This window comes from Pseudomonas sp. LBUM1672, from assembly GCF_059695655.1.
Window position 1 is genome coordinate 3,922,221 of sequence record NZ_CP166781.1, and the last position, 19,323, is coordinate 3,941,543.

Consider the following 19,323-nt stretch of genomic DNA (forward strand, 5'->3'; position numbering starts at 1 on the left):
GAAGCTTGCCGGGGGATTTTCGGTGTGGCTGATGCCTTCGCGAGCAAGCCCGCTCGCACAGGGGAATGCATTCCAAATGTGGGTCCGGGCTTGCTCGCGAAGAGGCCCGGCAAGGCACCGAAGATTCTGCAGCTAATCGTTGACCAGTTTCCCCACCCTAATCGGCTCACGCCCCGCCACTTTCGCCTGCCACGTGCCCGGCTGCGTATACCGCCCGCGATCAATCGCGAACAACACACCGCGGGTCCCGGCGCGCACGGTGGTGACGCGGTCGCTCAGCGGATCAACCACCTCAAACAATGCATCGCCCTGCTCCACCCACTCCCCCGAATCACGCAGAAAACTCACCACCCCGTGATGCGGCGCGAACAGGTATTCGGTGCCCTCGAACGGCATGCCTTCGCAGCATTCGCTCGGTGCCTCTGGCCAGGTGCCGGCGATGAAGCCCTGCTCGGCGAGAAACCCGAGAATCGCCTCGCAATTGGCCTGGGCCTGATCCACCCGGGTGTCGCCCATGCTGCCCAGTTCCAGCGTCGTCGCCAGGTTGGCCGGGGGAATCGCCGCCTCGGGGAAAGCCCGCGCCAGGCGCAACCATGGCGAAGAACAGGACTCATCGAATGAACTGCCGCCGGAATCTTCACACAGCAACGCCACCCCGGCCTTCAGGCGCGCCGCCAGTGATTGCCACTGCGGCCAGTGTTGCGGCAAGGCGTAGAGATGAATCGCCGCATCGAAATCGCAATGCAGGTCCAGCGTGATGTCCGCGTCGCACGCGTGGCGCAGCAGCAAGCGGTGCATGGCTTCCAGCTGCGAGGCCGGTGCCGGCAAGTCGTCGAGGACCTGGCCCATGGTCTGGCGAATCAGCGCGATGTTAGCCTGCGCATCGTGACCCAACCGGTCGCCGATCAACGCGGCCACCGGGGTGCTGAGTTCGACGAAGGCGCGGTTGAAGTTCTTGCCGCTGCCCAGCTCGAAGCGGCCCATGTGGCTGCCTTGCAAGTGCTGGTCAAGGCCGATCGGATTGGCCACCGGCACCAGTTCGATCACGCCCTGCAACTGGCCCTGGGTTTCGAGTTCGGACAGACGCTTTTTCAGCTCCCAGGCGGTACGCATCCCGGGCAACTCGTCGGCGTGCAAGCTGGCCTGGATATAGACCTTGCGAGTGCCGGCGCCATAACGAAACACGCTGAGGGTGCGTTCGGTGCCCAGATGGCTCCAGGGCAGAGGATGGTCGATGCGTTGCATGGAGACTCCGATATAAGGGGCACTGAAATACAGGGGATCTCATTTCAACAGAGAGAGCGCATAAAAAAAGTGGCAACCGCGTCAACGGTTGCCACTTTTTTGAACGGCTTGATTAATGGCCGTAAACGTCAAAGTCGAAGTACTTGTCTTGCACTTGCTTGTACTTGCCGTTGGCGCGGATTTCGGTGATGGCGGTGTTGAATTTGTCCGCCAGAGCGGTATCGCCCTTGCGCACAGCGATACCGGCGCCGCCGCCGAAGTACTTGGCGTCTTCGTAGGTCGGGCCAACGAAAGCGAAGCCTTTACCGGCGTCGGTTTTCAGGAAACCGTCGTCCAGGTTGACCGAGTCGGCCAGCAGCGCGTCAACGCGGCCGGAAACCATGTCCAGGTTGGCTTCCTGTTGGGAGCCGTAGCGAACCAGGTTGATACCGGCCGGCACCAGCACTTCAGTGGCGAAGCGGTCGTGGGTACTGGCGCGCAGCACACCGACTTTCTTGCCCTTGAGCTCGGTCAGCGGGTCCTTGATGTCGGTGCCGGCCTTCATCACGAAACGTGCCGGGGTGTGGTAATACTTGATAGTGAAATCGACGTTCTTTTTGCGATCGTCAGTGATGGTCATGGACGACAGGATCGCGTCGATTTTCTTCACTTTCAGTGCCGGGATCAGGCCGTCGAACTCTTGTTCGACCCAGGTGCACTTCACTTTCATCTGCTCGCACAGCGCGTCGCCGATATCGACGTCGAAACCGGTGAGTTTGCCGTCAGGGGTTTTCATCGAGAATGGCGGGTAACCGGCTTCGATACCGATGCGGATCGGCTTGGCGTCATCGGCCACGGCGGTCAGGGACAACATCGACAGTGCCAGGGCACCAAACATCACTAGCTTCTTCATTTATAACTCCTGTGTGCGGAGGCTTTTATTGGCAGCTTTCGAATGACTTTCGGTCGGTGAAGATCGAAGTGGCCGGCAGTCTAGAGCGGCTTTCACAGGGCAAATTGTGTTTAAGCGACAAATACTTATAGAAAAGTGGCCAAGAAATTCAAAGCCCTTGAAGCGTGCGCCAAGGCGGTGCAAGGACTGTAGGACAAGCCCTTTTTTCAGACAAAACCTACACGCAAAAACTACAGAGAGTACCGATGCCAATGTTGAACCTGATCCAGCATCACCCCGCCGAAGGTCCTGGTGCCATTGCTCATTGGGCGAAGTCCCGAGGGGTGACGCTGAACGTCTTTCGCGCCGACCTCGGCCAATTACCGCCAGTGAGTGCGGCGCCCGTGATTGTGTTGGGCGGGCCTTATGAATCCAACGCCGGGCCGGCGTGGCTGGAAGCAGAACGGCAATGGCTGGCGGCGAGCCTGGATCAGGGCACGGCAGTGTTTGCGATTTGTCTGGGGGCGCAGTTGCTGGCGCTGAGTCTGGGCGGGAAAGTGCGGCGGATGGAGCGGACCGAAACCGGCTGGACCACCGTGACGTTCACCGATGGCCAGGCGCTGAAGGTGCTGGAGTGGCACGAAGACGCGATCGACCTGCCGCCCAATGCGCAATTGCTGGCCAGCAGTAATCACTGTGAACAGCAGATATACCGCGTGGGGCCTACGCGGGTGGGTTTGCAGTTTCATCCGGAGTGGAATGCGGAATCGGTGGCGATGCTTAATGCGCACTTTGGAGAAGAGTCGCCGTTGCCTCGCGGGGAACCGGACAGCGCCGCCCATGCAGCCGTGTTCGAGTGGTTGCAGGTGACACTGGATGAGTGGTGGGATTCTGTGGCGAGTAGGCCTTTGTAGCAAAGGAGCTTTTGTGGCGAGGGAGCTTGCTCCCGCTGGAGTGCGGAGCGCTCCCAAAATCTTCGACAATTGCCAAGATTGTGGGGCTGCTGCGCAACCCAGCGGGAGCAAGCTCCCACGCCACAATGTGTTCAGCGGTGTCTGAATGTCAGCATTCGCAACCGATGGCGGTGGTGGCAGGCCGTTGCTCCACAACACTCAATTGCAGCCCTTCATCCAGCCACCCGGTCACGCCGCCAATCATTTCCTTGACCGGGTAACCCAGCGCCGCCAGTTTCACCGCCGCCTTGTGCACGCCGTTACAGTGCGGCCCGGCGCAATAGACCACAAACAAAGTGGAGGTCGGGTAATCCGCCAGGCTCTCGGCGGTGAGCAGTCGTCCTGGAATGTTGATCGCGCCCGGCACATGCCCGCGTTCGAACGCCAACGGTCCACGCACGTCCACCAGGACAAAATCCACTTCGCCGGCCTGTTGGCTGCCGTACACGTCGGAACAATCGGTTTCATAGGTCAGACGGTTGCTGAAGTGCATCAGGGCAATGGCCGAAGGGGCTGCGGGAATGGCGCGGACCAGGCTGGACATGGGGCTGTACTCCAAAGTCTTGAGTGGGTGTGAGAAGACTTTATCCGCCCGACGCTTGCGGCTACAGTGGCGCACAAGACACTCACCGGGAACTTTCCGCCAAATGCAGCCTAACCCTGGATTGGTCGCGATTCTGGCCTACGACGGCCTCTGTACCTTTGAATTCGGCATCGCCGTGGAGATCTTTGGCCTGGCGCGGCCGGAGTTCGATTTCCCTTGGTATGAGCATCGTATCGTCGCGGTGGATCAGGGCCCGATGCGCGCCATGGGCGGCATTCAGGTGCTGGCCGATGGCGGTATGGAACTGCTTGAAAACGCCCGCACCATCATCATTCCCGGTTGGCGCGACCGTACCGAGCCGGTGCCGGAACACTTGCTCGCCGCCCTGCGCCAGGCCCATGGGCGGGGGGCGCGGTTGCTGTCGATCTGCTCCGGCGTGTTTGTGCTGGCGGCGACCGGCCTGCTGGACGGTCACGGCGCCACCACGCATTGGCGCTACACCACCGAGTTGGCCGAACGCTTTCCGAACATTCTGGTGGACCCGGACGTGCTCTACGTCGACTCCGGTCAATTGATCACTTCTGCCGGCAGCGCGGCGGGGATCGATGCATGCCTGCACCTGGTGGCGCGGGATTTCGGCACTCAGGTGGCCAACTCGGTGGCGCGGCGGCTGGTGATGTCGCCGCAACGCACCGGCGGTCAGGCGCAGTTTATTCCTACGCCCGTCAGTCCTACGCCGCGCAGCGATTTGTCTCGCGTCATGCAATGGGCCCGGGAGCGTTTGCATGAACCACTGGAGGTTCGCGAATTGGCGAGCGAGGCGGCCATGAGTGAACGGACCTTTCTGCGCCGGTTTACCGAAGCCACCGGCATGCCGCCCAAGGCATGGTTGCAGCATGAGCGGTTGGCGCGGGCGCGGGAGTTGCTGGAAAGCACCGGGCAAAACACAGACCAGATTGCCGAGCAATGTGGGTATCGGTCGGTGGAGAGTTTTCGGGTGGCGTTTCGTGGGGTGGTGGGTGTGCCGCCGTCGGTGTATCGGGAGCGGTTTGGGCGTGGGGTCAACGCGATTATCTGAGGTGTGTTTTAGGGCCCCTTCGCGAGCAAGCCCAGACACCTCCGTCCTCAAGGCTTACGCAACAGGTACGTATCCATAATCCACCCGTTTGCCACTCGCGCCGCCTTGCGCACTCGCTCGATCTCATCCGCCACATCCTTGAGCTTGCCGCTGATCAAAATCTCATCCGGCGTCCCCAAATAAGCCCCCCAGTAAATCTCCGTCTCCGGGTCCGCCACCCGATGGTAGGAATCCTCGGCATCGAGCATCACCACCAGGCTGTCGGCATCGCTCACCTGCCCCGCCGCCAGGCGTCGGCCGGTGGTGATTTCGATCGAGCGGCCAATGCGATTCAGCGGCACCTTATGCTGCGCCGCCAACGCCTGGACGCTGGTAATGCCGGGGATCACTTCATACTCGAACGCACAGCGGCCCGAGGTCAGGATCGCCTGCAAAATCCGCAGGGTGCTGTCGTACAACGCCGGATCGCCCCACACCAGAAAACCGCCGCACTGGTCGTCGGATATTTCCTCATTGATCAGCCGCTCGAAGGTCTGTTGCTTGGCGAGGTTCAGATCTTCAACGCTGGTCTTGTAGTCCACTTCCCCGCGCTCGCGCTCCGGGCTGTGGGCCTCGACGAAGCGGTAGTTGTGCTCGGTGATGTAGCGCTCGCAGATCTCACGGCGCAGGTCGATCAATTTGTCTTTGCTCTGGCCCTTGTCCATCAGGAAAAACACGTCGACGCGGTTCAGCGCCTTCACGGCCTGCATTGTGATGTAGTCGGGGTTGCCGGCACCGATGCCGATGACCAGAAGCTTTTTCATCAAATGACTCCTTCAAGCAAACGCAGCCGCCAGCGGCCGGTGAACCGCAACTCGATGGCCGATAACGGTTCGACATCGATCAGGTTGAACGCCTTGGCCTGCAACACCTGGGTCAATGCGGCGCGAATGACAAAGGGATGGGTGATGGCAAGGAAATGCCCCGGTGTTGCCTCAAGGGACTTGAGCCACTGCGCCACGCGCACGGTGAGCTGCGCGACCGACTCACCGCCATGGGGCGCCGAGGTCGGGTCATCGAGCCAGGCCTGGAGCGCCTCGGGTTCGGACTTTTGCAGGTCATTGATCCGCGCCCCGCTCCACCGTCCGAAGTCGCAATCCCTCAGTGCCGCGATGATTTCAACATCATTGCCAAACAACTCGGCCGTCTGCTGCGTACGCAACTCCGGCCCGCAGAGCAGCCGTGGCGTCTCCTCGAACTGGCCGCTACGCGATCCCTTCGCCCATTGACCATAAAATTCCAACGGCTCATTCGTAGGAAAACTCGCCAATTTTTGTGCGACGGTTCGCGCGTGGCACATCAGGGTCAAACGGGTTGCCTGCACGGATTATCACCCTGTCGATGAAATGGAAGACGGCACGATGCCGCCGTTAATGACGCAATTGTGCCGCAAGAACCGTGATCCAGGGCGTTTCCTTTGATCCAGCTATCACGGAGATACAACCTCGACCAACCAATGAATTTAGGCAATCTCTGACACGTTTGCGGGCGATGGACTACAACGCCAGTCGACTTCCATGTAGCCCCCAGCGCACAGGCTTTTCGCCTCATTCTGGCCCCTGAAAAACCCATGGAAAAATTCACTAGACATGTAGCGCGCACTACATAAATACTGTTTTAGCAATTTATGAAACAAAACCGACACACCCATCCAGCAGGAGCCCGGATGCCCTCTCTCAGAGACCTGATCACCGATCCCGGCCTGGACCTTACGCCGTCGGAACGCAAAGTCATTCGTGCCTTATTGGACCAGTACCCCCGTAACGGGCTGGGGCCGATGTCACGTTTGGCCGAACATGCCGGTGTCAGCGACCCCACCATCGTGCGGCTGGTGAAAAAACTGGGTTTCAGCGGTTACGCCGATTTTCAGGACGCCCTGCTCAGCGACATGGACCACCGCCTGCGGTCCCCCAGCGCCTTGTTACAGCTTCGCTCTCATCTTCAGAAAGGCGACGCCTGGAGCCATTATCTGGCGGACAGCCATCGGGCGCTGGTGGAAACCCATGCACTGACCCAGCCCGAAGACGTGCGGATTCTGGTGGAATGGCTGCTCGACACCCGCCATCAGGTTCACTGCTTTGGCGGACGCTTCAGCAGTTTCCTCGCCAGCTATCTGCTCAACCATTTGCGCCTGCTGCGCCCGGGCTGCTTCGCCCTGGAAGACAACGCGCAACTGCCGGACCGGCTGTTCGACGTGCAGCGCCAGGACGTGGTTCTGGTGTTCGACTATCGCCGCTACCAATCACAGGCCCTGCGCGTGGCCAACGCGGCGAAAAGCCGAAATGCCCGCGTGGTGTTGTTCACTGATATCTATGCTTCACCGCTGCGAGAAATGGCTGACCTGATTATCAGTGCGCCGGTGGAATCGGTGTCGGCCTTCGACTCCATGGTGCCGGCGCTGGCCCAGGTCGAGGCGCTGATTGCCTGTCTGACCCTGCGCAGCCCGGAGCTGGCCGATCGCCTGGAAGGCATCGATGCCCTGCGGACCGACTTCGACACCCACCTGCTGGAGGATAAATAAGGATGTTCACGCTCCCCCATCACTCGCCCCGCGACTTGCCGTTCACTGCCAACCACACCGCGCTGTTGCTGGTAGACATGCAACGGGCCTGGCTCGAACCGCAGTTCGACCCGCACCTCAACGGACCGGATGGCGAATACTTCCTGACCCGCACCCACATGCAGGTGGTGCCCAATCAACGCCGGTTGCTCAGTGCATTTCGCAGCGCACGGCAAAACGTCCTGCACACGATCATCGAAAGCCTGACCGCCGACGGCCGCGACCGCTCGCTGGACCACAAGCTCTCGGACATGCACTTGCCCAAAGGCAGCGCATCGGCGCGGATCATCGACGACCTGACGCCTGTCGAAAACGAAATCGTTCTGCCCAAGACCTCCTCCGGGGTCTTCAACTCCACCAACATCGACTACGTGCTGCGCAATCTTGAGGCGCGGCACTTGATCATCGCCGGCATCGTCACCGACCAGTGCGTGGACATGGCCGTGCGTGACGCCGCAGACCGCGGCTACCTGGTGACGCTGGTGGAAGATGCCTGTGCGACCTACACGCCGCAGCGTCATCAAGCCTGCCTGAACGCGATCAAGGGTTACTGCTGGATCACCGACACCCAAACCGTGCTCGGCCGATTGCAGGAGATGCCAGCATGAGCGAACGCCTGTCGCCGCTGCCCATGACCACCATCGTCACCACCGACCTGATCGGCGTGACCCGTGGCCGCTCGTTCCCCACCGATGAACTTGAACACTACGTGGCGACGGGTTGCGGCTGGGTGCCGGCCAACAGCGCCCTGACCCCGCAAGACGTCATCGCCTCCACCAACCCGTGGGGCGCCTATGGCGATCTACGCCTGATTCCCGACCTGAGCAGCCGGGTGACGGTGAGCAATGGCCCGGATGCCAAGGCCCCGGCATTGGACTTCATTCACGGCGACATTCGTGAAACCGATGGCCGCCCGTGGGGCGCCTGTCCGCGTACGCTGTTGCGCAATGAAGTGGAGCGTTATCGCGCCGAACAGGGCTTGCAGGTCAACGCCGCGTTCGAACATGAATTCAACCTGGGCAGCGGCAAGGCCGATCAGCTGGCGTTCTCCCTTGAGGCACAGCGTCAGGGCGCCGAGTTCGGTGGCTGGCTGCTCAGCGCCCTGCGCGCCGGCGGCGTCGAACCGGAAATGTTCCTGCCCGAATACGGCAAGCATCAATACGAAATCACCTGCCGCCCCGCCCTCGGTGTAGCGGCGGCGGACCGTGCGGTGAACGTGCGCGAGATTACTCGCGAGATCGCCCGGCAGATGGACCTGGACCTGAGCTTCGCGCCGAAGACGTCCGAGCATGCCGTGTGCAACGGCGTGCACCTGCATGTGAGCCTGCTGGACCTGGACGGCCAACCGCTGATGTACGACGCCGACACGATCAATGGCCTGTCGACTCTCGGCCAGCACTGGGCCGCCGGCATCCTGCATTACTTGCCGGCGCTGTGCGCGTTTACCGCGCCGACACCGGTGTCCTATGAACGATTGCAGCCGCATCACTGGAGCGCGTCCTACGCCTGCCTCGGCCAGCGCAACCGCGAAGCGGCGCTGCGGATCTGCCCGACCGTGAGCCTGGGCGGCAAATCCGTGGCAGCGCAATACAACCTCGAATTTCGCGCCATGGACGCCACGGCTTCGCCGCACCTGGCCATGGCCGCACTGCTGATTGCCGGTCGCCTGGGCATCGAACAACGCCTGGCCTTGAATGCGATTACCGATGAAATCCCCGATTCCCTGAACGAAGAGCAACGCCAGGCCCGCGGCATCGTCACCCTGCCCGCGTCCCTTGCCCAGGCGCTTGAGTGCCTGCGCAACAGCGAAGCGCTGATCGAAGCCCTGCCGAGTGAACTGATGGACACCTGGATCGCCCTTAAAACCGAGGAACTGACGCTGACGGAACAGCTGTCGCCCGCCGAACGCTGTGAGCACTATGCACGCCTGTACTGAATCCGCTGAACTCGGTCTCTTTACCGAGCCCGCGTACACCCTGAGCCGCGAAGACTCGACACACCCGTTGATTCTGGTGTGCGAACACGCCAGCCGTTTTATCCCGGCCAGGTTGAATGACCTGGGCTTGAGTCATGCAGCGGCGCGCGAGCATATCGCCTGGGACATTGGCGCGCTGGCACTGGCGCAAGGTTTGTCCCAGGCACTGGGAGCAACACTGCTGGCGGCCAATTACTCGCGGTTATTGGTTGACCTCAACCGCCCGCGCCATGCCCCGGACAGTATCCCGGCGCACAGCGAGATCTATCAGATACCGGGCAATCAGGATCTGGACGAGGCCACGCGCGAGTACCGCCGCGAATGCCTGTTCAAACCGTTTCATGCCCGGCTGCAAACCTTGATCGACCAGCGTGTCGCGCAAGGGCGGCCGGTTCGGGTGGTCGGCATTCACAGCTTCACCCCGATTTACCACGGCCAGCCACGCGCGCTGGAAGCCGGCGTGCTGTTTGGTGAAGCCAAGGGCTACGCCCAACGATTGATTGACGGGTTGAGCCAGCACCCCTTGAAGGTTGCCGGAAACGAGCCGTACAAAATCAATCCGCTGGGCGACATGACGGTGCCGGTGCATGGCGATGCTCGGGGATTGGAGTCGGTGTTGATCGAAGTGCGCAACGACCTGTTGCGCACCCCTGAAGAGGTCAGTCGCTGGACAGATTACCTGGCGCCACTGCTGTAAAAAATCGCGTAAAACCTGCAGCAAGCAGCTGCTTTCATCCCAAGGAGTAGGGCTTCATGGAAATAGAAGAATTCGGCTACAAGCAAGAGTTGAAACGTAGCCTGTCACTGACCGACCTGGTGGTGTACGGGATGATCTTCATGATCCCCATCGCCCCGTTCGGAGTGTACGGTTATGTCAACGCCGAAGCGCCCGGGATGGTGCCGCTGGCCTACATCATCGGCATGGTCGCGATGCTGTTCACCGCCCTGAGTTACGGCAGCATGGCCCGGGCTTTTCCGATTGCGGGTTCGGTGTATTCCTACGCACAACGCGGCCTCAACCCGCATGTCGGGTTTATCGCCGGATGGCTGATGCTGCTCGATTACCTGCTGATTCCACCGTTGCTCTACGTTTACGCGGCCATGGCGCTGAATCACCTTTATCCGGACATTCCCAAGGTCGGTTTCATCCTGGCGTTTCTGGTCAGCGCGACGTTCGTCAACCTGCGGGGCATCACGTTTACCGCCCGCATGAACATCGTGTTTCTGCTGGCGCAGCTGGTGGTGCTGGGGATCTTCCTGTTCTACGCCTGGAATGCGCTGCATAGCGGCGGCGGTAACGGTCAGCTGACCCTGGCGCCGTTATACAACCCCGACACCTTCAATTTCGCCCTGCTGATGCAAGCGGTATCGATTGCGGTGCTGTCGTTCCTCGGTTTCGATGCGATCTCCACCCTCGCCGAAGAAATCAAGGGCGATCCGGGCCGCAGCGTCGGCAAGGCAGCGTTGATCACCCTGGTGGTGATGGGCGTGATCTTCGTCGTGCAGACCTGGATTGCGACAGATCTTGCGGCCGGCATGGGCTTTACCTCCGCCGACACCGCGTTCTATGAAATCGCCGAAATCGCCGCAGGCAGCTGGCTGGCGACCCTGACGGGCGTGGCCACGGCGCTGGCCTGGGGCGTAGCGGTTGCCATCACCTCGCAAGCGGCGGTATCGCGCCTGCTTTTCGGCATGGCCCGGGACGGCAAACTGCCGAAAGTGCTGGCCAGGGTTCACCCGAAACACAACACCCCGTACCTGAGCATCTACCTGGTGGCCGTGTTGTCTCTGGTGATTTGCTACCTGTTCATCAACTCGGTGGACACCCTCACCTCGCTGGTGAACTTCGGCGCGTTGAGCGGTTTCATGTTGCTGCACCTGACCGTGATCAATTACTACTGGCGTCGGCAGAAGTCCGGCCAGGTGATCCGTCACCTGATCTGCCCGGTGATCGGCTTCATCATCGTCGCGGCCATCATGTACAACATGGGCGTCGATGCACAAAAACTCGGTCTGATCTGGATTGCCCTGGGCCTGGTGTACCTGTTTTTCCTGAACAGGCTCGGCGCCAGCACGGCGTTGCCCGATCCGAGCAACGGCTGACAAGAAAAAGAGCGGCGCCTGACAAGAAATCAGGCGACCGCCGATTTAACGCGTGGAAACCGACAGTGATAGTCAGGTTTGGCACACACCGCCGAACCCTTTGATACAGGAGTACATCCATGCTGGTCTTACGCCCAGTCGAGTTAACCGACCTGCCCCAGTTACAGCAACTGGCGCGCGACAGTCTGGTCGGTGTCACGTCCTTGCCGGACGACACTGAACGCCTGCGACTAAAGATACTCGACTCCTGCGCCTCGTTCGACAAAGACGTCGAGGTGCATGGCCCGGAGAATTATTTCTTCGTACTGGAGGATCTCGCGGCCCGGCGTCTGGTGGGTTGCTCGGAAATCCTTGCCACCGCCGGCTTCAACGAACCGTTCTACAGCTTGCGCAACCGTCACTTCACCAGCGCTTCCCGAGAGCTGAACATCGAACACGGCGTGCCGGCGTTGTCGTTGTGCCAGGACCTCAGCGGCCACACCTTGCTGCGGGGTTTTCATATCGACACGGCACTGGTGCGCACAGCGTTTTCGGAATTGCAGTCCCGGGCGCGCCTGTTGTTCATCGCCGCCCATTCGCAGCGCTTTGCCGAAGCGGTGATCACCGAGATCGTCGGTTTCAGCAGCGAGGAGGCGCAGTCACCGTTCTGGGATGCGCTGGGCAAGCATTTCTTCGATTTGCCCTACGCCGAGGCCGAGCGGCTCTGCGGTCTGGAGAGCCGGACTTTCCTCGCCGAACTGATGCCGCAATACCCGATCTACGTGCCGATGCTGCCCCAGGCTGCACAGGATTGCATCGGCCGGATTCACCCCGACGGCCAGGAGGCCTTCGATATCCTTGAGCGCGAGGGATTTGAAACCAACAGCTACATCGACCTGTTTGACGCAGGCCCGACGCTGTATGCGCGCACCTCGAACATTCTCTCCATCGCGCAAAGCCAGATCGGTACGGTGCAGTCGGCTTCGTCCATTGAGGCGAGCGGCCGTTACCTGGTGAGCAACGATTCGCTGAAGGATTACCGCGCCATCGTCGCCGAGCTGAGTGTCCAGGCTGGGCAACCGGTAGGGTTGAGCGTCGAGATGTGCGCCGCCCTGAGCGTGACCGATGGCAGCCCGATCCGGCTGATTGCCCTGTGAGCATCACCCGGCCTCGTGCCCAACGACAGCGCCCGAACTGGCGCGAAGAAGGAGCTGCATCATGATTGTCCGTCCGGTTCACGTCACCGACCTGCCCGCCTTGATGGACCTGGTGCAACAGGCCGGCCCCGGCTTCACCACCCTGCCGGCCAACGAAGAGCGTCTGGTACACCGGGTGCGCTGGGCCCAACGGACCTTCGCCGAACAGGTCGAGCGTGCGGATGCCGATTACCTGTTCGTGCTGGAAGATGACGATCAGCAAGTGGTCGGCATCAGTGCCTTGGCCGGCGCCGTTGGCCTGCGTGAGCCCTGGTACAACTATCGGGTCGGGCTGACGGTCAGTTCGTCGCCGGACCTGGGTATTCAGCGGCAGATTCCGACGCTGTTCCTGAATAATGAAATGACCGGCCAATCGGAAATCTGCTCCCTGTTTCTGCGTCCCGATCAACGCCATGGCAGCAATGGTCGGCTGCTGTCGCTGGGACGATTGCTGTTCGTGGCCGAGTTCCCGCACCTGTTCGGCGACAAGCTGATTGCCGAACTGCGCGGCAGTGCCGACGAACACGGCTGTTCGCCGTTCTGGGACAGCCTGGGCCGGCACTTCTTCAAGATGGACTTCAGCCACGCCGATCACCTGTCGGGGCTGGGCAGCAAACCGTTCATCGCCGAACTGATGCCACGCCAGCCGCTCTACACCTGCCTGCTCACCGAACAGGCCCAGGCCGTCATCGGCAAGGCACACCCGAACACCGAACCGGCGTTGAAGATCCTCAGCGCCGAAGGATTTGTGCATCAGGGCTACATCGACATCTTCGACGCCGGCCCGGTGATCGAAGCCCCGGTCGCGAAAATCCGCACCGTGCGCGACAGTCAGCCCCTGGTATTGGCCATCGGCACGCCTGACGAACAGGCCCCGGTGTGGCTGATCCACAACCGCCGCCTGGAAAACTGCCGCATCACCACCGCCCAGGCCCGGTTGGTGGGCAACAGCCTGATCGTCGACCGACTCACGGCCAAACGCCTGCAATTGCAACCGGGGAATTCGGTGCGGGCGGTGTTGTTGCCCAATCGACAGCAGCAGGCTGTGGCGGCCTGATCGCCACCACTACTGTGGCGAGGGAGCTTGCTCCCGCTGGGCTGCGAAGCGGCCCCAAAAAACCAGCTCCCCCATTTATCTGGCATACCGCATTCGCCAATTGACGACTGCTGCGCAGCCGAGCGGGAGCAAGCTCCCTCGCCACAGGTAAACCTCCTCGCCACAACCCTCTTCACCACAGACACACCTCCTGGCCACAAAGGGTCCGCGTCTATCTGAGCCACCCCGCAAATTCGTCATCATCTTCCCCTCGTCCGCGTGATAGCCTTTTGTTCCTTCGGCGTTGACACCTTTGCTCAAGCCTTTCCATTCCTTTGTATTGGTGGAACTCATATGTCCAGGCTTTCTCATCAAGATTTGCGCCGTAACTTCCGCGAGCTGTTTGCTTCCAACACCTGCTATCACACGGCGTCGGTTTTCGACCCGATGTCGGCCCGCATTGCCGCTGACCTGGGGTTTGAAGTGGGTATCCTCGGTGGCTCCGTCGCCTCGTTGCAGGTGCTGGGTGCCCCCGACTTCGCCTTGATCACCCTCAGCGAGTTCGCCGAACAGGCCACGCGCATCGGCCGTGTCGCCCAATTGCCGGTCATCGCCGACGCCGACCACGGCTACGGCAACGCGCTCAACGTGATGCGCACCATCGTCGAACTGGAACGCGCCGGCATCGCCGCGCTGACCATCGAAGACACCCTGCTGCCAGCGCAATTCGGCCGCAAATCCACCGACCTGATTGGCGTGGCGGAAGGCGTCGGCAAGATTCGCGCGGCACTGGAAGCCCGGGTCGACTCGGAAATGGCGATCATCGCGCGCACCAACGCCGGGATCCTGCCGGTTCAGGAAGTCATCAGCCGTACCTGCCATTACCAGCAGGCCGGTGCGGACGGGATTTGCATGGTGGGCGTGCGGGACTTCGATCACCTCGAACAGATTGCCGAACACCTGAGCGTGCCACTGATGCTGGTCACCTACGGCAACCCTCTGCTGCGTGACGACAAACGCCTGGCGGAACTGGGCGTGCGGGTGACCATTGATGGTCATGGCGCGTACTTCGCAGCGATCAAGGCGACCTACGACAGCTTGCGCGAACAGCGGCAGATCTTTACCCAGGCGTCGGACTTGAGCGCTACCGAGTTGACTCATACCTATACGCAGCCTGAGGAATACATCCGTTGGGCGGAAGAGTTTATGAGTGTGAAGGAATAGCCCGTTCAGCGCGTCTGACGGTGTGAACCGAGCCGACGCCATCGCGAGCAGGCTCGCTCCCACAGGGGATTTTTAGTGGACGCATGATTTGTGTACGCCTGCAATCCAATGTGGGAGCGAGCCTGCTCGCGATGGTGTCAGTTCAGGCACCGCTATATCGCTGACAACAGTGTCAGTCAGCGCTTGGCCAACTCCATGATCATCCGCGACAACAGATAAATCCGCGGCGCCACGCTTTCTACTTCTGCGTACTCTTCAGGCGTATGAATATTGCCGCCAACAATCCCGAACCCATCCAGCGTCGGCGTGCCCACACCGGCTGAGAGGCTGGCATCCGCTGCCCCGCCACTGCCTTCTTCCGTCAACTTGCGCCCGATCTCACCGTAAATCCCCTGGGCCATGGCCATCAGCCGATCCGATTCCGCCGTCTGCGGCATCGGCGGCAGACCGCGTTGTAGCGTGGTGGTGACTTCGGTGTCCGCAATGAGCTTGTCTTTGGAAACCCGCGCCAGGTCCTTCTCGATCCGGTCAAACTCTTCCGGTACCGCCGCCCGCACGTCAGCCTTGGCGGTGGCCTGATCCGGAATCACGTTGGTGCGGTCGCCCGACTTGATCACCGTGAAGTTGATGGTGGTTTTCTTCTCGGCGTCGCCCAGTTTGCCGAGCTGCAGAATCTGGTGCGCCGCTTCCATCGCCGCGTTGCGGCCCAGTTCCGGCGCGACACCGGCGTGGGCGGCTTTGCCTTTGACTTCCACCACCGCCGTTGCGCTGCCTTTGCGCCACACCACCAGCCCATCCGCCGGGCGGCCCGGTTCGAGGTTGAGGGTCACGTCGTGAGCTTTGGCGGTTTTCTTGATCAGGTCGGTGGCGATGTCCGAGCCGGTTTCTTCGCTGGCGTCAAGCAGGAAGGTAATTTGCGCGTAATCCTTGAAGTGGAGGTTTTTCAGGACTTTCAGCGCGTAGATCCCGGCGACGATGCCGCCCTTGTCGTCCATCACGCCCGGCCCGTAGGCACGGCCATCCTTGATGTGGAACGGGCGCTCGGCGGCCGAGCCTTCCTTGAACACGGTGTCCATGTGCGCCATCAGCAGGATTTTCTCCTTGCCGGTGCCTTTGAGGGTGGCGATCACGTGGCTGCTTTTGTCCGGTGTGTTCGGCACCAGTTCGATGCTGAAGCCGAGTTTTTTCAGCTCGTCGATGGCGATGTCGCGTACTTGCGTCAGACCGGGTTCATAGCCGGAACCGGAGTCGATGTTCACCAGTCGTTCCAGCAATTTCAGGGCTTGCCCCTTGTACTGTTCGGAATCGGCGTGGACTTGTTTGTGGGGTTCGGCAAAGACCGCCGGGGCGAATACGCCGAGGGCGAGGGTCAGGCCAAGGCTGGTGGCCAGCAGGGAACGAGGGAGATTGAGCGTCATGAATCGGTCCTTGTTTCGTGTCGGGGAACCGAAACCCTACCTCACTGAGCTGCTTGGCTCTATGCCGAATGCGACCCCAACAGAACTGGCACACCGCAATTCCCCTGTGGGAGCGGGCCTTTGTGGTGAGGGGATTTATCCCTGTTGGGATGCGAAGCAGCCCCAGTTCTGCCATTGCGTTTTTCAGGCACGCCGCGTTCAGCGGTTTACGACTGCTTCGCAGCCGAACGGGGATAAATCCCCTCGCCACAAAAGCCCTTTAGCCACATAGGTTCGTTCCCACAGGGATGTTTGCGGGCTTTCAGACCGGGTCGAGCAGTTCGTGCTGGGGCTTGCCGCCAGTGCGGCTAATGACGCGATTGCGGCCGGTGCTCTTGGCTTCGTAGAGCGCCTGATCGGCATCGTTGAGCCACAGGGTGGCGTCGGTGTACGCCGGGTTGAAAGCGGCCAGGCCAATGCTCAGGCTGACTTTCAGCGCCGGGTTCTGCTCGTAGCCCAGGGTGGCGAAGCGATCACGCAAGGCGTCCATGGCCGCCACCGCGCTGTTGAGGGGCAAATCCGGGAGCAGCACGCAGAATTCGTCACCGCCATAGCGCCCCGCCACATCAGTCGCCCGCAGGTTCTGCTTGAGCATTTTGCTCAGTTGTCGCAACACGATGTCCCCGGCGACGTGGCCGTAGGTGTCATTGATGGTCTTGAAATGGTCGATGTCGATCAGCGCAATCGCTCCACCCTGCTGCTGGCGTCGGCACCGCTGGAATTCAACTTCCAACTGGTCTTTCCACGCGCCATGGTTCAGCAGGCCGGTGAGGCTGTCGGTCCGGCTCAGGGCCAGCAGTTCGCGTTTTTGCCGGCCAAGGGTGGTGGCCTGGCGGAAGCAGATCCAGCCCAGCGCCAATGGATACAGGATCAGCAGGGGCAGACAAGCGTAAAGCTGCAAAGGACTGGTTTGAGGGACAAAGGCCGGGGTGAACACCAGCATGCCGACACCCATCCCGAGAATCTGCGCGGCCGTGCCCACCAGCAGGAACCGCAAACCGCCGATCGCCACGTTGTTCATGGCCATCATGGACAGCGTCGCCGCGCTCGGCAGGGGATTGAAGTGCATGGCGGCGACCCAGAAGCCACCGAGAAAGGCGTCGACCAGAATGTTGCGATGTTCGGCGTGAAAAGGCACCTTCGCCCGACGCGCCCATTGATAGGCAACATGCGGCCAGAGCACGCCATTGAACAGCATCAGCCCCCAGACCCACGGCGCCGGGCCGAGCGGATACATCGCCGCGCCTACGCACAACAGCCCCAGCACCAGGCCCAGGGTTCGCGATGTATAGAGCCTTCTGGCCAGTGAAAGTCCTTTTCCTCCCGTATTTCCCATAAGGGCCTCTGCGTCACAGAACGGAACCTGACCACACACGGGTTGCGGGTGTGCTAGGAGTCTATCAGGGCAACGTTAAATAGCCATCACCGGCGGGCAGCCTGAATCCTGCGCAGTTTGTGAGAGCGTGGCTTGCCCGCGAAGCTTTTGGCGGCGTTGAGGGCCCCTTCGCGGGCAAGCCACGCTCCCACAGGTGATGTGTGCAATGTTTGGGCTATACATGAAGAGAGGGTTGGATAAACACGGATAAAAAAGGAGGCCCATGCAGACCTTTCAAGTGTTGATCATCGGCAGCGGTTTTGGCGGTCAGTGCGCGGCGATCAATTTGCTCAAGGCAGGCATCGACGATTTTCGCCTGCTGGAACGACGGGACTTTTTTGGCGGCACCTGGTGCCAGAACACCTACCCCGGCGCGGCCGTCGATGTGCCCTCGCCACTCTATTCACTGTCCTTCGCCCCTTACCGCTGGACGCAAATGTTCGCCGATCAGGCTGAACTGCACCACTACACCCAGTACGTGGTGGAGCACTTCGGCTTGCGGGACAAGGTTGAACTGCAAGCCAATGTCGAGCACATCGAATGGGATGCCGACGGCCAACGCTGGGCGGTGCACACCGGCGCCAAAGGCACGTTTTACGCGCAGTTCCTGATCAATGCCACGGGGCCGCTGAGCCAACCCGTTGTCCCGCACTTCGAAGGTCAGGAACGCTTTCAGGGCAAGACGTTTCATACAAACAACTGGGATCACTCCTTCGACTATCGCCATAAACGTGTCGCCATCGTCGGCAGCGGCGCCAGTGCGGCGCAGGTTATTCCGACCATTGCCCCCGACGTCGAGCACCTGCATGTGTTCCAGCGCACGCCGCATTGGGTATTGCCACGGGCCGACCGTACGTTTGGTCCCTTCCAGCGTTGGCTGCTGGGCCTCAAACCGGCGTACAAACTGCTGCGCTGGATGCTCTACTGGCAGTTCGAAACCCGGGTGATTGCCTTCAAATACTCGAAACCGGCGATCCGCATGGTCCAGCAACACGCCCTTCGCTTCCTCAAGCGCCAGGTGCCCGACCCGCAATTGCGCCGAAAACTGACACCGGACTTCACCATCGGCTGCAAGCGCGTGATTGTCTCAAGCACCCTTTACCCGGCGCTAGGCCGCCGCAACGTGACGCTGCACAGCCGCGAACAAGGCATCGCGTCCATCGACGAAACCGGCATCGTCACCCAGGACGGCCAGCACATCGACCTGGACCTGATCGTCTGGTCCACCGGGTACGACGCCACCGACGGGGTGATTTCCTACCCGGTCACCGGCAAAAACGGCACCCGACTCAAAGACGTCTGGGCCCAGTACCCGCGGGCTTATCTGGGCACCAGCCTGCCGGACTTTCCCAACCTGTTTATCGTCACCGGGCCCAACACCGGCATTGGCCACACCTCGGCGCTGTTTATTATCGAATCACAGATGAATTACATCCTCGATTGCATTCGCACGCTCAAGGAACAGGGTTTGCGCAGCATTGAAGTGCGTCCCGAGGCAGAACGTACCTACACTGAGATGATCCACCGCGAAATGGAGCGCACCGTCTGGAAGTCCGGGGGTTGCCACAGCTGGTATCAAAGCAAGAGCGGTCATGTGATTGCCATGTTTCCGGGGTTCAGTTTCAGCTATCACCGGTTGACCCGGACCCTGAAACCCGCTGACCACATTTTGTCCTGAACACGTAAAA

The 19,323-nt window shown here is 60.9% G+C and carries 18 protein-coding genes; 11 read left to right on the top strand and 7 right to left on the bottom strand.

The genetic code is table 11. The features are described from left to right. Positions 1 to 132: 132 nt before the first annotated feature. Together ACA053_RS17870 and ACA053_RS17875 are read right to left on the bottom strand one after the other, a co-directional pair. Positions 133 to 1,245 carry a succinylglutamate desuccinylase/aspartoacylase family protein gene (locus ACA053_RS17870; RefSeq protein ID WP_497393287.1) on the bottom strand — a complete coding sequence of 371 codons (1,113 nt, stop codon included), beginning with the start codon at positions 1,243 to 1,245 and terminating at the stop codon, positions 133 to 135. A gap of 112 nt (positions 1,246 to 1,357) precedes the next feature. Continuing rightward, complete coding sequence (locus ACA053_RS17875; RefSeq protein ID WP_109632824.1) at positions 1,358 to 2,137, bottom strand: ABC transporter substrate-binding protein; 780 nt, start codon at positions 2,135 to 2,137, stop codon at positions 1,358 to 1,360. Positions 2,138 to 2,382: 245 nt separating this feature from the next. Here ACA053_RS17875 and ACA053_RS17880 point away from each other — a divergent pair, with 245 nt between their 5' ends. Beyond that, positions 2,383 to 3,030: a type 1 glutamine amidotransferase gene (locus tag ACA053_RS17880; RefSeq protein WP_497393288.1), complete on the top strand. Its 648-nt coding sequence runs from the start codon at positions 2,383 to 2,385 to the stop codon at positions 3,028 to 3,030. A 148-nt stretch (positions 3,031 to 3,178) separates the two neighbouring features. Here the strand turns inward: ACA053_RS17880 and ACA053_RS17885 are convergent, their stop codons facing one another. After that, positions 3,179 to 3,613, bottom strand: coding sequence for a rhodanese-like domain-containing protein (locus ACA053_RS17885; RefSeq protein ID WP_497393289.1), 435 nt, complete (start codon positions 3,611 to 3,613; stop codon positions 3,179 to 3,181). A gap of 103 nt (positions 3,614 to 3,716) precedes the next feature. Between ACA053_RS17885 and ftrA the strand changes: the two genes are divergently transcribed. Then, positions 3,717 to 4,691, top strand: a complete 975-nt coding sequence (ftrA, locus tag ACA053_RS17890) for a transcriptional regulator FtrA (RefSeq protein ID WP_497312097.1) — start codon at positions 3,717 to 3,719, stop codon at positions 4,689 to 4,691. 47 nt (positions 4,692 to 4,738) lie between these two features. Here ftrA and cobF read toward each other — a convergent pair whose 3' ends face one another. Both cobF and ACA053_RS17900 read right to left on the bottom strand, forming a co-directional pair. Next, the gene (gene cobF, locus ACA053_RS17895) at positions 4,739 to 5,494 is read right to left on the bottom strand and encodes a precorrin-6A synthase (deacetylating) (RefSeq protein WP_497393290.1); all 756 of its coding nucleotides are present in this window, start codon (positions 5,492 to 5,494) and stop codon (positions 4,739 to 4,741) included. Beyond that, positions 5,494 to 6,054, bottom strand: coding sequence for a histidine phosphatase family protein (locus ACA053_RS17900; RefSeq protein ID WP_497393291.1), 561 nt, complete (start codon positions 6,052 to 6,054; stop codon positions 5,494 to 5,496). Before ACA053_RS17900 ends, cobF begins: the two co-directional genes overlap by 1 nt. A gap of 342 nt (positions 6,055 to 6,396) precedes the next feature. Here ACA053_RS17900 and ACA053_RS17905 point away from each other — a divergent pair, with 342 nt between their 5' ends. The 8 genes from ACA053_RS17905 to ACA053_RS17940 all read left to right on the top strand — a co-directional run bounded on the left by ACA053_RS17905 (position 6,397) and on the right by ACA053_RS17940 (position 14,803). Beyond that, positions 6,397 to 7,251 carry a MurR/RpiR family transcriptional regulator gene (locus tag ACA053_RS17905; RefSeq protein WP_109632836.1) on the top strand — a complete coding sequence of 285 codons (855 nt, stop codon included), beginning with the start codon at positions 6,397 to 6,399 and terminating at the stop codon, positions 7,249 to 7,251. A gap of 2 nt (positions 7,252 to 7,253) precedes the next feature. After that, positions 7,254 to 7,898: a cysteine hydrolase family protein gene (locus ACA053_RS17910; RefSeq protein ID WP_109632838.1), complete on the top strand. Its 645-nt coding sequence runs from the start codon at positions 7,254 to 7,256 to the stop codon at positions 7,896 to 7,898. Beyond that, positions 7,895 to 9,226 carry a glutamine synthetase family protein gene (locus ACA053_RS17915; protein ID WP_497312104.1) on the top strand — a complete coding sequence of 444 codons (1,332 nt, stop codon included), beginning with the start codon at positions 7,895 to 7,897 and terminating at the stop codon, positions 9,224 to 9,226. The genes ACA053_RS17910 and ACA053_RS17915 overlap by 4 nt, the downstream gene beginning before the upstream one ends. After that, positions 9,210 to 9,962, top strand: coding sequence for an N-formylglutamate amidohydrolase (locus tag ACA053_RS17920; protein ID WP_497393292.1), 753 nt, complete (start codon positions 9,210 to 9,212; stop codon positions 9,960 to 9,962). The genes ACA053_RS17915 and ACA053_RS17920 overlap by 17 nt, the downstream gene beginning before the upstream one ends. A gap of 56 nt (positions 9,963 to 10,018) precedes the next feature. Beyond that, positions 10,019 to 11,368 carry an APC family permease gene (locus ACA053_RS17925; protein ID WP_497312106.1) on the top strand — a complete coding sequence of 450 codons (1,350 nt, stop codon included), beginning with the start codon at positions 10,019 to 10,021 and terminating at the stop codon, positions 11,366 to 11,368. A 119-nt stretch (positions 11,369 to 11,487) separates the two neighbouring features. After that, positions 11,488 to 12,504 (top strand): arginine N-succinyltransferase, encoded by a 1,017-nt coding sequence (locus tag ACA053_RS17930; RefSeq protein ID WP_497393293.1) that lies wholly within the window; start codon positions 11,488 to 11,490, stop codon positions 12,502 to 12,504. A gap of 61 nt (positions 12,505 to 12,565) precedes the next feature. Further along, positions 12,566 to 13,600, top strand: coding sequence for an arginine N-succinyltransferase (gene astA, locus ACA053_RS17935; RefSeq protein WP_497312108.1), 1,035 nt, complete (start codon positions 12,566 to 12,568; stop codon positions 13,598 to 13,600). 333 nt (positions 13,601 to 13,933) lie between these two features. Beyond that, positions 13,934 to 14,803 (top strand): isocitrate lyase/PEP mutase family protein, encoded by an 870-nt coding sequence (locus tag ACA053_RS17940; RefSeq protein ID WP_010455567.1) that lies wholly within the window; start codon positions 13,934 to 13,936, stop codon positions 14,801 to 14,803. A gap of 176 nt (positions 14,804 to 14,979) precedes the next feature. On the opposite strand, the gene ACA053_RS17945 is transcribed toward ACA053_RS17940, so the two are convergent. Both ACA053_RS17945 and ACA053_RS17950 read right to left on the bottom strand, forming a co-directional pair. Then, a complete protein-coding gene (locus tag ACA053_RS17945) occupies positions 14,980 to 16,221 on the bottom strand; it encodes a M20/M25/M40 family metallo-hydrolase (RefSeq protein ID WP_497393294.1) in 1,242 nt (413 codons plus the stop codon). A 301-nt stretch (positions 16,222 to 16,522) separates the two neighbouring features. After that, positions 16,523 to 17,596: a diguanylate cyclase gene (locus tag ACA053_RS17950; RefSeq protein ID WP_497393295.1), complete on the bottom strand. Its 1,074-nt coding sequence runs from the start codon at positions 17,594 to 17,596 to the stop codon at positions 16,523 to 16,525. Positions 17,597 to 17,858: 262 nt separating this feature from the next. On the opposite strand from ACA053_RS17950, the gene ACA053_RS17955 reads away from it, so the two are divergent. Then, a complete protein-coding gene (locus ACA053_RS17955) occupies positions 17,859 to 19,313 on the top strand; it encodes a flavin-containing monooxygenase (RefSeq protein ID WP_497393296.1) in 1,455 nt (484 codons plus the stop codon). The last annotated feature ends 10 nt before the right edge of the window (positions 19,314 to 19,323 follow it).